This is a genomic window from Vibrio sp. MOR3 (assembly GCF_001557775.1).
GTDB classification, from domain to species: domain Bacteria; phylum Pseudomonadota; class Gammaproteobacteria; order Enterobacterales; family Vibrionaceae; genus Vibrio; species Vibrio jasicida.
The window spans coordinates 272518-285864 of the sequence record NZ_LNRD01000003.1; the positions used below are offsets into that span (position 1 = coordinate 272518).

A 13347-nucleotide genomic window follows, 5' to 3' on the forward strand; every position below is an offset into this window, starting at 1 on the left:
CGAAGACCAGTTAAAATTAACCATTGTTAATGAGTAATAGCAGAAAACGACGTAAAGTCTGCTGCATTCGCTTATTAATGGATACTGGAAATGATCAACTGGACAGCCCTCCCTTTTACTCAACTGACCACGACTCAACTGTATGAAATGCTGCGTTTGCGTGTGGATGTCTTTGTCGTAGAGCAAACTTGTCCCTACCCAGAGCTCGATGGCAAAGATACGCTTGATGGTGTCTATCACTTGTTGGGTTATAACGGAGATGAACTCGTCGCTTGTGCTCGTTTATTACCTGCAGGCACCACTTACGACAATGTGAGTATTGGTCGTGTGGTGACGAAACAAAGTGCACGAGGCGGAGGTCTGGGACATGAACTACTTGAGCAAGCCTTACAACGTTGCCAACTGCTTTGGGCAGGTCAAACGATAGATATCGGCGCACAAGAACACCTGGTGGCTTTCTATGCGACTCATGGCTTTGAAGTTATTTCTGAAAGCTACCTTGAGGATGGTATACCTCATGTGGATATGCGCCGAGTAAACTAAATGTCACCTCATCATTTGGCGCTATTCTTACTGGTTATCGGTAACTTGGCAGCATCACTTTCCGATGTTGCCGTTAAACTGATCGAAGGCGGAATTTCCCCCTTCCAATACATGTTTGTGCGCCAATTGGCTTCACTGTTGATCCTCTTACCTTTTTACCTCAAACAAAACCCAAGTAAACGCATCCTCAAGCAAGTTCCTATTACTTTGTTGCGAGCACACCTAATATTGATTGGTAGCGGGTGCATGATGGTCGCAGTTACTTACCTGCCCCTCGCAACCGCCAACGCCGTCTTTTACGCCGCACCAATTCTAATGTTGCCACTGTCAGTACTGTTTCTCAAAGAACATCCACCATTAAGAAAAGTATTACTGACTGGTTTTGGTTTCTTTGGTGTCTTAGTGGTACTCCGGCCAAATCACTTCCATTGGGCTGCGTTGTTTGCACTCGGTACTGCAACCACGCTGGCGATGTTCAATATATTGGTAAGAAAACTGCCTAGCGAACAATCTGTCGTCACGACGCTTTGGTGGACAACCTTATTCTCCCTGCCTGTGTCGACGCTATTAGCTGGGGTTTATTGGCAACCTATGACTTGGCAGGAACTAACGTTGGTAATCGCGAGTGCGATCTGTATTTTGAGCTATAACGGTCTGGCAGTGTTGGCATATCAAAAAGCCCCCGCCGGAGAGATTGCCTTGGCGGAATACTCAGGGCTCGTATTCGTGACACTCTTTGGAATATGGTGGTTTGATGAGATTCCAGACTGGCTCACTGCAGTGGGAATTTTGATGATCGTATTGCCTCTTCTTCCTTGGAATAAGAAAAGGAACTAACCTCTTAACAGGAACAAGACAAAAGGATAGTAAATGGCAGAGAACAAGCAACGAGTAGTTAGAAACAAAAAAGGCGCGAATCATCGCGCCTTCTAGGAGTTCTTCTTTAACGTTACTTATTGCGACCGAATGTGCCATCAGATAAACGGAAAAACATCACCGACTCACCACTTTTTTCTAGTTGCAGCATGTCTAGTTTACCATCATCGGCGAGCTTAAAGCGGACTAATTGTCCTTGCTTGATTCGACTTAGCGGCTTGTCGCTGCCTTCAATTTTTACCAAGGCATTCAAATCGCCCATCGAAAGCTGATTACTACGGAACACTTGAGCAAGAGTATCACCATTTTTCACCGTGTATTCTTTCCACTGTTCCGATTTTTGCTCTGCGTTTTGTGCAGAGCGTTGCTCACTCAAGCTTTGCGCGTTAAGTTGAATCGCCACACGTTGAGTCTCTTTCTCAGCTTGGGGCTCGATCAGCTGCTCAGTATCTTTAGGTACTGGAATAATCAGAAGTACCAGCACCACAGGTACCAATACCATTAAAGCTCGCTGATGTAGCTTTGGAAGACGATGCCAAAATTCGGTGACAGGTTGCATTCGCTCTTGCCACTTTTCTTTATTGAAAGGCTGCTTCCAGTCGATAGCAGCGAATTTCTGCTTCATCAACTCGACTTGGTCGACTTGCTGCTTTTTCTTTCTGCGACGATTCATTCTGATGAGTCCCTTAATACTTCTAGTGTCAGTATAAAAATACCAGCGCGGAGAGTATATGTTTTTCGCCAAAGTAAAATGTAATTTGGCGTAAATTAGCAGAAATTTCACTTGGAGTAAGAGATAAGTCACACCCTAAACCTCACATCGACACATTGATGCGCAATCATTTAAACCTAAGCGCGAAACTGCTATCCTGTTACCTTTATCACTCCTAATAAGAGCGACATTCATGTCTGAAATTAAATTTGAAACTGCAGAGCAGAAAGCAAGTTACGGTATTGGTCTGCAAATGGGTCAGCAACTTGCTGGTTCTGGTCTAGAAGGTCTAAGCGTTGACGCTATCGCAGCAGGTATCGCTACAGCACTAACTGGCGACATGCCATCAATCGAAATTGACAAAATCAACAACGCACTGCAAGAGCTTCACACTCGCGCAGAAGCCGTTCGTCAAGAAGCAGCAAAAGCAGCAGCAGCTGACGGCGAAGCTTTCCTAAAAGACAACGCTCTACGTCCGGAAGTAAACGTTCTTGACTCTGGTCTTCAATACGAAATCATCACTGAAGGTACTGGTGAAATCCCAACAGCTGCAGCTCAAGTTCGCGTTCACTACCACGGTGAGTTAACTGACGGTACTGTATTCGACAGCTCTGTTTCTCGTGGCCAACCAGCTGAGTTCCCAGTAACTGGCGTAATCAAAGGCTGGGTTGAAGCACTTCAACTAATGCCTGTTGGTTCTAAGTGGAAACTATACATCCCACAAGACCTTGCATATGGTGAGCGTGGCGCAGGTGCTGCAATCCCTCCATTTGCAGCTCTAGTATTCGAAGTAGAACTACTAGACATCCTATAATTGAGACCTCTCTCAATAACAAATTCGAAGCGGCGCTCACTAGCGCCGCTTTTTTTGTCTAGAATAAACAGACTTGAGCTCAACGATCTTGAGTAGTCTCCCAAGTAACCTCTAAATGCTTGGGCTAAGAAACAACAATAATAATCGCAAGCCACACGGAGGTATTATGCGTAAAACTCTTCTCACCTTAACCTTGCTCTCAATGAGCATTGGTACTGCCCACGCTTTTCTCGATGCCGTTACCGATAAAGATACCCAAAGTGGTTTGATGGATATGGTCAGTGAGGGAATGGGTGTGGAATCTTCACCGCTGACGGATTTATTGACGAGCCAACTTCCCGTCTCGACTGAGCAAGCTGCCGGCGGCACAGGTGCACTGTTAGCTCTAGCGCAAGGCCAATTATCGGATCAGAATAGCAGTGAGCTTCAATCGCTCATTCCGGGAATGGAAAATTTACAAGGGGCTCAAAGTCTACTTGGGAGCATTGAAAACTTAGGCGCTGTCCAAAGCACTTTCGACAAACTAGGCTTAGACCCATCGATGATCAGCCAGTTTGCTCCAGTCATTTTAGGATACTTAGGCGACCAAGGTGCAAGTGAAGGGTTGCTAAATTCCCTTAGTGGACTTTGGGGAGCGGAAAGCTAAAAACGTAAAATCAGGAAACTTAAAACCAGCAGTAGTGATTTTAAATGTGAGATAAGGGAGTGAGTCCGCTAAAGGTAAAGAGAAAATTTCGATACTCGATTATCTCTAGGAAACAAATTTCAGACACAAAAAAGCCGAGCTATTGCTCGGCTTTTTTTGTTCTTACGAACTGAGATTACTCAGCAGCTTCTTCAGCAGCTGGGCGATCTACAAGCTCAATGTAAGCCATTGGAGCTTTATCACCAGCACGGAAGCCAGCTTTTAGGATACGAGTGTAACCGCCCTGACGAGCAGCAAAACGTGGACCTAGTTCGTTAAACAGTTTTGCAACTACTTCGTTATCACGAGTACGTGCAAATGCTAGACGACGGTTAGCAACACTGTCAGTCTTAGCTAGTGTAATCAAAGGCTCAACTACGCGACGTAGCTCTTTTGCTTTTGGCAAAGTAGTCTTGATAACTTCATGACGTACTAGAGAGCTAGCCATGTTGCTAAACATCGCTTTACGATGTGAGCTGTTGCGGTTGAGTTGACGACCACTCTTACGATGGCGCATGACCTAATCCTTCTAACTAGTATCGATTAATCTTCAGCGATTGATGCAGGTGGCCAGTTTTCTAGGCGCATGCCCAGAGACAGACCACGTGACGCAAGTACGTCTTTAATCTCAGTAAGAGATTTTTTACCAAGGTTAGGCGTTTTAAGTAGCTCAACCTCAGTACGTTGTACTAGATCACCGATGTAGTGAATCGCTTCTGCTTTCAGACAGTTAGCAGAGCGAACTGTTAGTTCAAGATCGTCTACAGGACGCAGTAGGATCGGATCGAATTCTGGCTTCTCTTCCTTCTCCTCAGGTACACGTACATCACGAAGATCTACGAACGCATCCAATTGTTCAGCTAGGATAGTAGCTGCACGACGGATTGCTTCCTCAGGTTCTAGAGTACCGTTTGTTTCCATATCGATAACTAGCTTGTCTAAATCAGTGCGCTGTTCTACACGAGCTGCTTCTACAGCGTAGGCAATTTTGTCTACAGGGCTGTAAGTAGCATCTACTAGTAGGCGACCGATTGGACGCTCGTCTTCTTCGTTATGGATACGCGCAGAAGCTGGAACATAACCACGACCACGTTCTACTTTAATACGCATTGCGATTTCAGCATTGTCATCCGTTAGGTGACAAATAACGTGTTCAGGGTTAGCGATCTCTACATCACCATCATGGGTGATGTCACCTGCAACCACAGGGCCCGAGCCTGATTTGTTCAAAGTAATGAACACTTCATCTTTGCCTTCGGCAACGCGTACAGCCAAACCTTTAAGGTTTAGAAGGATTTCAAGAATATCTTCTTGTACGCCTTCTTTAGTACTGTACTCATGAAGTACGCCTTCGATTTCTACTTCTGTCACAGCACAACCTGGCATAGAAGATAGAAGGATACGGCGAAGTGCATTACCCAGAGTATGACCAAAGCCACGCTCTAATGGCTCAAGAGTTACTTTTGCGTGAGTCGAGCTGATTTGTTCGATGTCAACTAGACGTGGCTTAAGAAATTCTGTTACAGAACCCTGCATTGTGTCCTCTCTTTAGTTTAAACCTTACTTAGAGTAAAGCTCGACGATCAATTGTTCGTTGATGTCAGCTGATAGATCAGAACGCTCAGGCATACGCTTGAATGTACCTTCCATCTTGCCACCATCTACTTCAATCCAAGTTGGTTTTTCACGTTGTTCAGCAACTTCTAGAGCCGCTTTAATACGAGCTTGCTGTTTAGCTTTCTCGCGAATAGAAACAACGTCATTAGCCGCTACTTTGAAAGAAGGAACGTTTACAACTTTACCGTTAACTAGGATAGCTTTGTGGCTAACTAGCTGACGTGCTTCTGCGCGAGTTGCGCCAAAGCCCATGCGGTAAACTACGTTATCAAGACGACCTTCAAGAAGCTGAAGCAGGTTCTCACCTGTGTTGCCTTTAAGGCGTGCAGCTTCTTTGTAGTAGTTACGGAATTGTTTTTCTAGAACGCCGTACATACGACGAACTTTTTGCTTCTCACGAAGCTGAACGCCATACTCAGATAGACGACCGCGACGAGCGCCGTGTACACCTGGTGCGTTATCAATTTTACACTTGGTATCGATCGCGCGAACACCAGACTTAAGGAATAAGTCAGTGCCTTCACGACGGCTAAGCTTCAGCTTAGGACCCAAATATCTTGCCATGATCTTTCTCCAGTAATCTAAAAAACGTTATACACGACGTTTCTTAGGTGGACGACAACCGTTATGAGGGATTGGTGTAGCATCAACGATGTTTGTGATGCGGAAACCAGCAGCGTTCAGAGCGCGAACAGTAGATTCACGACCTGGACCAGGACCCTTAACCATAACTTCCAAGTTCTTTAGACCGTATTCTTTAGCCATTTCAGCACAACGCTCAGCAGCAACCTGTGCAGCGAACGGAGTAGACTTACGAGAACCGCGGAAACCAGAACCACCTGCAGTAGCCCAAGCTAGAGCGTTACCTTGACGGTCAGTAATGGTTACGATTGTGTTATTGAAAGAAGCATGGATGTGCGCAACGCCATCTGCAACTTGCTTGCGTACGCGCTTACGAGCGCGAGTTGGTTGTTTAGCCATTGTACTCTACCTTCCCGATTATTTCTTGATCGGCTTACGCGGACCCTTACGGGTGCGAGCGTTGGTTTTAGTACGCTGTCCACGTAGTGGTAGACTGCGACGATGACGAAGACCACGGTAACAGCCAAGGTCCATAAGACGCTTGATGTTCATAGATACTTCACGACGTAGATCACCTTCTACAGTGTACTTAGCTACACCATCACGCAGTTGATCGATCTGATCTTCAGTTAGTTCACTGATCTTAACATCTTCAGCAATACCCACTTCAGCTAGGATAGCTTGAGAGCGAGTTTTACCGATGCCGTAGATCGCTGTTAGAGCGATTACAGCGTGTTTCTGATCAGGAATGTTAATGCCTGCTATACGGGCCATTATTCACTCCTAAGTGGTTCTATAAAAGAATTAGCCGCAGCAAAGCCCGTTATGGATACGCTGCGGGATACTACTTCTTTTGCACGCAAAAGGTAGGCCGAGGAATATACTCGACCTAACCTTCGTTTTCAAGTAAAAATTTCTGCTAATTAGCCTTGGCGCTGTTTGTGCTTTGGCTCACTGCAAATCACGCGAACGACACCGTTACGCTTGATTACTTTACAGTTACGGCAGATTTTTTTAACGGAAGCACGAACTTTCATTGCTAAACTCCGTAATTGAAACTGAGTCTACCGTCGCTATTAACGACCGTAGCCTTTCAGATTCGCTTTCTTCAACACAGAATCATACTGTTGAGACATCAGATGAGTCTGTACCTGTGCCATAAAGTCCATGATAACAACAACTACGATAAGTAGTGATGTACCGCCGAAATAGAAACGTACGTTCCACGCGACCATCATGAACTCGGGAATCAGACAGATAAAGGTAATGTACAGTGCGCCCGCTAGGGTTAAACGTGTCATTACTTTATCGATGTACTTCGCTGTCTGCTCACCTGGGCGGATACCGGGTACGAATGCACCGGACTTCTTCAAGTTATCCGCTGTTTCACGCGGGTTGAAAACCAACGCCGTGTAAAAGAAACAGAAGAAGATAATCGCTGCTGCATAAAGCATTACATACAGAGGTTGACCTGGGCTAAGAGCCAAAGACACGTCAGTTAACCAACCGAACGCGCTGCTCTCACCGTTCTGACCAAACCACTGAGCCAGTGTTCCTGGGAACAGGATAATGCTTGATGCGAAAATCGCTGGAATAACACCTGCCATATTAATTTTAAGTGGCAGATGCGAGCTCTGTGCAGCAAATACTTTACGACCTTGTTGACGCTTAGCGTAGTTAACGACGATTCGGCGTTGACCACGTTCCATGAAAACAACGAAGTAAATTACTGCGAAAGCTAATACCGCGATTAACAGTAGAAGAAGTACATGCAATTCACCTTGACGCGCTTGCTCGATTGTTTGACCGATTGCAGAAGGCAATCCAGCAACAATACCTGCAAAAATCAGAATGGAAATACCATTACCGATTCCTCGCTCTGTAATTTGTTCACCTAACCACATTAGGAACATGGTACCGGTTACTAAACTTACGGTAGCAATTAGCGTAAACATGGTTTGGTTCATTACAACCAGATTGTCGACCATGTTTGGTAAGCCAGTTGCAATACCAATAGCTTGGAATGTTGCAAGTACAAGCGTGCCGTAGCGTGTATATTGGCTGATCTTACGACGGCCTGCTTCACCCTCTTTCTTGAGTTCCGCTAACGCTGGATGAACTACAGTTAGCAATTGGACAACAATAGATGCCGAAATATACGGCATGATGCCCAATGCTAATATAGATGCACGCTCAAGTGCACCACCGGAGAACATGTTAAACATTTCTACGATGGTACCTTTTTGCTGTTCGAACAAATCGGCAAGTACAGCAGCGTCAATACCAGGAATCGGCACAAATGAGCCGGCTCGGAATACTAAAAGTGCACCAATTACGAATAACAAGCGCGACTTTAGTTCACTTAAGCCGCTCTGAGCACTACGAAAATCTTGTCCTGGTTTCTTAGCCATCTGTACCTCGTTCCTCGAGATTATTCCTCGATTTTACCGCCTGCAGCTTCGATTGCAGCTTTAGCGCCTTTAGTCACGCGTAGACCTTTAACAGTCACAGCTTTGCTTAGGTCACCAGAAAGAACGATCTTAACGAATTCGATGTTCTTAGTGATAACGTTAGCAGCTTTTAGGCTGTTAAGATCAACTACGTCACCTGTTACTTTCGCTAGCTCAGCTAGACGAACTTCAGCAGACACTAGGCTCTTGCGAGAAGTGAAACCGAATTTAGGTAGACGTTGTTTTAGAGGCATTTGACCGCCTTCAAAACCTGGACGAACAGAGCCGCCAGAACGTGACTTTTGACCTTTGTGACCACGGCCACCAGTTTTACCTAGGCCAGAACCGATACCACGACCTACACGCTTCGGAGAAGTTTTCGAGCCAGCAGCCGGTGATAGAGTATTCAAACGCATTTCTGATTACTCCTCAACTTTAACCATGTAGTAAACCTTGTTGATCATACCGCGCACGCACGGAGTATCTTCAAGTTCTACTGTGTGGTTGATTTTACGAAGGCCTAGACCGCGCAAAGTAGCTTTGTGCTTTGGCAGGCGACCAATTGAGCTTTTAGTTTGAGTTACTTTAATAGTTGCCATGGTGTTCTTACTCCGAAATAGCTTCAACAGTTAGACCACGTTTAGCAGCAACCATTTCTGGCGACTTCATGCTACCTAGTGCATCGATCGTTGCACGAACGATGTTGATAGGGTTCGTAGAACCGTATGCTTTAGATAGTACGTTGTGTACACCAGCAACTTCTAGCACTGCACGCATCGCACCACCTGCGATAACACCAGTACCTTCAGCAGCAGGCTGCATGTAAACTTTAGAGCCCGAATGGCGACCTTTCACTGGGTGGTGAAGAGTGCCTTCGTTTAGCGCGATAGTAGTCATGTTACGACGCGCTTTTTCCATTGCTTTTTGAATCGCTGCAGGTACTTCACGAGCTTTGCCGTAACCGAAACCTACACGACCGTTACCGTCACCAACTACTGTTAGTGCAGTGAAGCTCATGATTCGACCGCCTTTAACCGTTTTAGAAACACGGTTAACTGCGATTAATTTTTCTTGCAAATCATTCGCTTGAACTTGTTGTTCTTTAGCCATCTTCCAACCCTACCTTAGAATTTCAGACCAGCTTCGCGAGCAGATTCTGCTAGCGCCGCTACTCGACCGTGGTATTGGAAACCAGAACGATCAAATGCAACTGCAGTTACGCCTTTTTCAAGAGCGCGCTCAGCAACAGCTTTACCTACTGCTTTAGCTGCATCAACGTTACCAGTGTATTTCACTTGCTCACGGATCGCTTTTTCTACAGTAGAAGCTGCTGCGATAACCTCAGAGCCATTAGCCGCGATAACCTGTGCGTACACGTGACGAGGAGTACGGTGTACAACTAGGCGAGTCGCACCCAGTTCTGCAATCTTACGACGTGCGCGTGTAGCACGACGGATGCGAGATGCTTTCTTATCCATAGTGTTACCTTACTTCTTCTTAGCTTCTTTAGTACGCACATTTTCATCTGCGTAACGAACACCTTTACCTTTGTAAGGCTCAGGTTGACGGTAAGAACGAATGTCAGCCGCAACTTGACCAACTAGTTGCTTATCACAACCAGTAATGATGATTTCAGTTTGGCTTGGACATTCAGCTTTAATACCCGCTGGCAACTCGTGCTCAACTGGGTGAGAGAAGCCTAGTGTTAGACCTACAGCGTTGCCTTTAATAGCAGCACGGTAACCAACACCTTTAAGAGTTAGCTTCTTAGTAAAGCCTTCAGTAACACCAACAACCATGTTGTTAACTAGAGCGCGAGCTGTACCAGCTTGTGCCCATGCGTTAGCAAAACCTTCTTTAGGACCGAAAGTTAGGTTGTTTTCTTCCTGAGCAACAACAACTGCATTGTTAACAACGCGTGTTAGTTCGCCCTTCGCACCTTTTACAGTGATTTCTTGGCCGTTTAGTTTCACCTCTACGCCAGCTGGAATAGCGACAGGTGCCTTAGCAACACGAGACATATTCTACTCCTATTAAGCTACGTAGCAGATGATTTCACCACCAAGACCTGCTTTACGTGCAGCGCGGTCTGACATAAGACCCTTGGAAGTTGAAACGATAGCAATACCAAGACCACCCATTACAGAAGGAAGTTGATCTTTCTTCTTGTAAACACGTAGACCTGGACGAGAAACACGTTTAAGTTGCTCGATTACTGGTTTTGCTTGGAAGTACTTAAGTGTAACTTCTAGCTCAGGTTTTGCTTCGCCTTCAACAGCGAAGTCAACGATGTAACCTTCAGCTTTTAGTAGTGCAGCAATTGCAACTTTAAGCTTTGAAGAAGGCATTTTAACAGCAACTTTGTTTGCTGCCTGACCGTTACGAACGCGGGTCAGCATATCCGAAATCGGATCTTGCATGCTCATATGATTTACTCCAAATGATTAAGTGGCAATTACCAGCTAGCCTTACGAAGACCCGGAATCTCGCCTTTCATGCAAGCTTCACGAACCTTAATACGGCTTAGACCGAACTTACGTAGGTAACCGTGTGGACGACCAGTTTGGTTGCAACGGTTGCGCTGACGTGATGCACTTGAATCACGTGGAAGAGATTGCAGTGTAAGAACCGCATTCCAACGATCTTCTTCAGATGCGTTTACATCGCTGATGATAGCTTTTAGCGCCGCACGCTTTTCAGCGAACTTAGCTACTAGCTTCGCACGTTTTGCTTCACGTGCTTTCATTGAATTTTTAGCCATAACAGTAACCCTTCACCTTACTTACGGAATGGGAAGTTAAAGGCAGCCAGCAGAGCACGGCCTTCCTCATCAGTACCAGCAGACGTCGTAATAGTGATGTCTAGACCGCGTACTCGATCAACTTTATCAAAGTCGATTTCCGGGAAGATGATTTGCTCGCGAACGCCCATGCTGTAGTTACCGCGACCGTCAAAAGACTTAGCGCTAACACCACGGAAGTCACGTACACGTGGAAGTGCGATAGAGATTAAACGCTCTAAAAATTCCCACATACGTTCGCCACGCAAGGTTACTTTACAACCGATAGGGTAGCCTTCACGGATTTTGAAACCTGCAACAGATTTACGAGCTTTAGTGATAAGTGGCTTTTGACCAGAGATCGTTGCCATATCAGCAGCTGCGTTTTCTAGCAGTTTCTTATCGTTGATTGCTTCACCAACACCCATGTTTAGGGTGATTTTCTCGATTCTAGGGACTTGCATGACGCTTGTGTAGCTAAACTGTTTGGTCAGTTCAGCGACTACAGACGACTTGTAGTAATCATGCAGTTTCGCCATAGTAGAACTCCAAATTACTTCTATTAGTTAGAAACGATTTCGTTGTTAGATTTAAAGAAACGAACTTTCTTACCATCTTCAAAACGGAAACCGATACGGTCAGCTTTACCAGTAGCTGCGTTAAAGATCGCCACGTTAGAAACATCGATAGCTGCTTCTTGCTCTACGATACCGCCTTGGATACCTAGTGCAGGAACAGGTTTCTGGTGTTTCTTAACAAGGTTGATACCTTCAACGATAACTTTACCAGTTGCTAGGACCTTAGTTACTTTACCTTTCTTGCCTTTGTCTTTACCAGCAAGAACGATTACTTCGTCATTACGACGGATTTTAGCTGCCATTTCTACGTGCTCCTTACAGAACTTCTGGAGCCAGTGAAACGATCTTCATGAACTTATCGCCACGAAGTTCGCGTGTCACAGGACCAAAGATACGTGTACCGATTGGTTGCTCAGTAGTGTTATTCAACAGTACGCAAGCATTTCGGTCGAAGCGAATGACAGAACCGTCAGGACGACGTACGCCTTTACGGGTGCGCACTACAACCGCCTTCATAACGTCACCTTTCTTTACTTTACCGCGAGGAATTGCTTCCTTAACAGTAACTTTGATGACGTCACCGATATGTGCATAACGGCGGTGTGAGCCACCCAGAACCTTAATACACATTACGCTGCGTGCGCCTGAGTTATCAGCTGCGTCCAGCATACTTTGCATTTGGATCATGTTAGTGCTCCGCTAAATATTAATAACTAGACCCATCACGGGTCGGGCTGCCTCTTAAAAGAGACGCGGATTGTACCACCCTTTTTTGTGATTGGGTAGTCAAAAAATAAACGGCCCCAAAAATTTTTTGGAGCCGCTTTCCTACCTATAGAATAGTGAAGATTACATCTTCGCCTTTTCTAGGACTTTTACCAATGTCCAAGACTTAGTCTTAGACAGTGGACGACACTCTGCGATTTCAACTTTGTCGCCTAGGCCACAAGTGTTGTTTTCGTCATGTGCGTGTACTTTAGTCGTACGCTTTACGTATTTACCGTAAATTGGGTGTTTCACCATGCGTTCGATAGCAACAACGATAGACTTGTCCATCTTGTCGCTAACTACACGACCTTGTTGAGTACGTTTTACTTCGCTCATTATGCGCCTGCCTTCTCAGTCAAAACAGTTTTCACACGTGCGATATCACGGCGTACAGCTTTCAGAGTATGAGTTTGCTGTAGCTGACCAGTTGCAGCTTGCATGCGCAAGTTGAACTGTTCGCGTAGCAAATTCAATAGCTCAGCGTTAAGCTCTTCAACGCTTTTCTCGCGTAGATCTTGTGCTTTCATCACATCACCTGCTTAGTTACAAATGTAGTTTTGAATGGCAGTTTACGAGCCGCTAGGCGGAACGCTTCACGCGCCAATTCTTCAGGTACACCACCCATTTCGTACATAACCTTACCAGGTTGGATTTGGGCTACCCAGTACTCAACGTTACCTTTACCCTTACCTTGACGAACTTCAAGTGGTTTTTCTGTGATTGGTTTGTCTGGGAACACACGGATCCAGATTTTACCTTGACGCTTAACGTGACGTGTCATTGCACGACGTGCCGCTTCGATTTGACGAGCAGTTAGACGACCACGGCCAACAGCTTTAAGACCGAATTCGCCGAAGCTAACATCAGTACCTTTAGCTAGACCACGGTTACGACCTGTCTGAACCTTACGGAACTTAGTACGTTTAGGTTGTAGCATCTGTCG

The 13347-nt window shown here is 45.6% G+C and carries 25 protein-coding genes; 4 read left to right on the forward strand and 21 right to left on the reverse strand.

Annotation, left to right across the window (positions count from 1 at the left end):
* The first annotated feature begins 90 nt into the window (after window positions 1-90).
* Window positions 91-543, forward strand: a complete 453-nt coding sequence (locus tag ATB76_RS08545; RefSeq protein ID WP_039974663.1) for a GNAT family N-acetyltransferase — start codon at window positions 91-93, stop codon at window positions 541-543.
* Window positions 544-1380 carry a DMT family transporter gene (locus ATB76_RS08550; protein ID WP_042599795.1) on the forward strand — a complete coding sequence of 279 codons (837 nt, stop codon included), beginning with the start codon at window positions 544-546 and terminating at the stop codon, window positions 1378-1380.
* A gap of 112 nt (window positions 1381-1492) precedes the next feature.
* Here ATB76_RS08550 and ATB76_RS08555 read toward each other — a convergent pair whose 3' ends face one another.
* Entirely contained in the window at window positions 1493-2092 is a 600-nt protein-coding gene (locus ATB76_RS08555) for a LysM-like peptidoglycan-binding domain-containing protein (protein ID WP_038864910.1), read from the reverse strand.
* A gap of 232 nt (window positions 2093-2324) precedes the next feature.
* Here ATB76_RS08555 and ATB76_RS08560 point away from each other — a divergent pair, with 232 nt between their 5' ends.
* Together ATB76_RS08560 and ATB76_RS08565 are read left to right on the forward strand one after the other, a co-directional pair.
* A complete protein-coding gene (locus ATB76_RS08560; protein ID WP_042599796.1) occupies window positions 2325-2945 on the forward strand; it encodes an FKBP-type peptidyl-prolyl cis-trans isomerase in 621 nt (206 codons plus the stop codon).
* 166 nt (window positions 2946-3111) lie between these two features.
* Window positions 3112-3591, forward strand: a complete 480-nt coding sequence (locus ATB76_RS08565) for a DUF2780 domain-containing protein (protein WP_038864906.1) — start codon at window positions 3112-3114, stop codon at window positions 3589-3591.
* Window positions 3592-3766: 175 nt separating this feature from the next.
* Here ATB76_RS08565 and rplQ read toward each other — a convergent pair whose 3' ends face one another.
* The 20 genes from rplQ to rplP all read right to left on the reverse strand — a co-directional run bounded on the left by rplQ (window position 3767) and on the right by rplP (window position 13341).
* On the reverse strand, window positions 3767-4147 hold the full coding sequence (gene rplQ / locus ATB76_RS08570; protein WP_005383141.1) for a 50S ribosomal protein L17: 381 nt from the start codon (window positions 4145-4147) through the stop codon (window positions 3767-3769).
* Window positions 4148-4173: 26 nt separating this feature from the next.
* A complete protein-coding gene (gene rpoA, locus ATB76_RS08575) occupies window positions 4174-5166 on the reverse strand; it encodes a DNA-directed RNA polymerase subunit alpha (RefSeq protein ID WP_005383143.1) in 993 nt (330 codons plus the stop codon).
* Window positions 5167-5190: 24 nt separating this feature from the next.
* The gene (rpsD, locus tag ATB76_RS08580; RefSeq protein WP_005383146.1) at window positions 5191-5811 is read right to left on the reverse strand and encodes a 30S ribosomal protein S4; all 621 of its coding nucleotides are present in this window, start codon (window positions 5809-5811) and stop codon (window positions 5191-5193) included.
* Window positions 5812-5838: 27 nt separating this feature from the next.
* A complete protein-coding gene (rpsK, locus tag ATB76_RS08585) occupies window positions 5839-6228 on the reverse strand; it encodes a 30S ribosomal protein S11 (RefSeq protein WP_001118870.1) in 390 nt (129 codons plus the stop codon).
* Window positions 6229-6246: 18 nt separating this feature from the next.
* Window positions 6247-6603, reverse strand: coding sequence for a 30S ribosomal protein S13 (gene rpsM, locus ATB76_RS08590; protein ID WP_038864904.1), 357 nt, complete (start codon window positions 6601-6603; stop codon window positions 6247-6249).
* 149 nt (window positions 6604-6752) lie between these two features.
* On the reverse strand, window positions 6753-6866 hold the full coding sequence (gene rpmJ, locus ATB76_RS08595; protein WP_000868186.1) for a 50S ribosomal protein L36: 114 nt from the start codon (window positions 6864-6866) through the stop codon (window positions 6753-6755).
* A gap of 39 nt (window positions 6867-6905) precedes the next feature.
* On the reverse strand, window positions 6906-8240 hold the full coding sequence (gene secY / locus ATB76_RS08600) for a preprotein translocase subunit SecY (RefSeq protein WP_005435093.1): 1335 nt from the start codon (window positions 8238-8240) through the stop codon (window positions 6906-6908).
* 20 nt (window positions 8241-8260) lie between these two features.
* The gene (gene rplO, locus ATB76_RS08605) at window positions 8261-8695 is read right to left on the reverse strand and encodes a 50S ribosomal protein L15 (protein WP_038864902.1); all 435 of its coding nucleotides are present in this window, start codon (window positions 8693-8695) and stop codon (window positions 8261-8263) included.
* A 6-nt stretch (window positions 8696-8701) separates the two neighbouring features.
* Window positions 8702-8878 (reverse strand): 50S ribosomal protein L30, encoded by a 177-nt coding sequence (rpmD, locus tag ATB76_RS08610; protein WP_000201159.1) that lies wholly within the window; start codon window positions 8876-8878, stop codon window positions 8702-8704.
* Between the two features lie 7 nt (window positions 8879-8885).
* Window positions 8886-9389 carry a 30S ribosomal protein S5 gene (rpsE, locus tag ATB76_RS08615; RefSeq protein ID WP_005435090.1) on the reverse strand — a complete coding sequence of 168 codons (504 nt, stop codon included), beginning with the start codon at window positions 9387-9389 and terminating at the stop codon, window positions 8886-8888.
* Window positions 9390-9403: 14 nt separating this feature from the next.
* Window positions 9404-9757, reverse strand: coding sequence for a 50S ribosomal protein L18 (gene rplR / locus ATB76_RS08620; protein WP_005435088.1), 354 nt, complete (start codon window positions 9755-9757; stop codon window positions 9404-9406).
* A gap of 9 nt (window positions 9758-9766) precedes the next feature.
* Entirely contained in the window at window positions 9767-10300 is a 534-nt protein-coding gene (rplF, locus tag ATB76_RS08625) for a 50S ribosomal protein L6 (RefSeq protein ID WP_038864901.1), read from the reverse strand.
* A 12-nt stretch (window positions 10301-10312) separates the two neighbouring features.
* Entirely contained in the window at window positions 10313-10705 is a 393-nt protein-coding gene (rpsH, locus tag ATB76_RS08630; RefSeq protein WP_005450567.1) for a 30S ribosomal protein S8, read from the reverse strand.
* A gap of 29 nt (window positions 10706-10734) precedes the next feature.
* On the reverse strand, window positions 10735-11040 hold the full coding sequence (gene rpsN / locus ATB76_RS08635; RefSeq protein ID WP_004410442.1) for a 30S ribosomal protein S14: 306 nt from the start codon (window positions 11038-11040) through the stop codon (window positions 10735-10737).
* A gap of 17 nt (window positions 11041-11057) precedes the next feature.
* Window positions 11058-11597, reverse strand: a complete 540-nt coding sequence (rplE, locus tag ATB76_RS08640) for a 50S ribosomal protein L5 (RefSeq protein ID WP_005528536.1) — start codon at window positions 11595-11597, stop codon at window positions 11058-11060.
* A gap of 23 nt (window positions 11598-11620) precedes the next feature.
* The gene (rplX, locus tag ATB76_RS08645) at window positions 11621-11938 is read right to left on the reverse strand and encodes a 50S ribosomal protein L24 (protein ID WP_005435084.1); all 318 of its coding nucleotides are present in this window, start codon (window positions 11936-11938) and stop codon (window positions 11621-11623) included.
* Between the two features lie 13 nt (window positions 11939-11951).
* Window positions 11952-12323, reverse strand: coding sequence for a 50S ribosomal protein L14 (gene rplN, locus ATB76_RS08650; protein ID WP_005489425.1), 372 nt, complete (start codon window positions 12321-12323; stop codon window positions 11952-11954).
* A 162-nt stretch (window positions 12324-12485) separates the two neighbouring features.
* Window positions 12486-12740 (reverse strand): 30S ribosomal protein S17, encoded by a 255-nt coding sequence (gene rpsQ, locus ATB76_RS08655; RefSeq protein WP_038864900.1) that lies wholly within the window; start codon window positions 12738-12740, stop codon window positions 12486-12488.
* Entirely contained in the window at window positions 12740-12931 is a 192-nt protein-coding gene (rpmC, locus tag ATB76_RS08660) for a 50S ribosomal protein L29 (RefSeq protein WP_004410456.1), read from the reverse strand. The genes rpsQ and rpmC overlap by 1 nt, the downstream gene beginning before the upstream one ends.
* Window positions 12931-13341 carry a 50S ribosomal protein L16 gene (gene rplP, locus ATB76_RS08665; protein WP_005379577.1) on the reverse strand — a complete coding sequence of 137 codons (411 nt, stop codon included), beginning with the start codon at window positions 13339-13341 and terminating at the stop codon, window positions 12931-12933. Before rplP ends, rpmC begins: the two co-directional genes overlap by 1 nt.
* Between the last annotated feature and the right edge of the window lie 6 nt (window positions 13342-13347).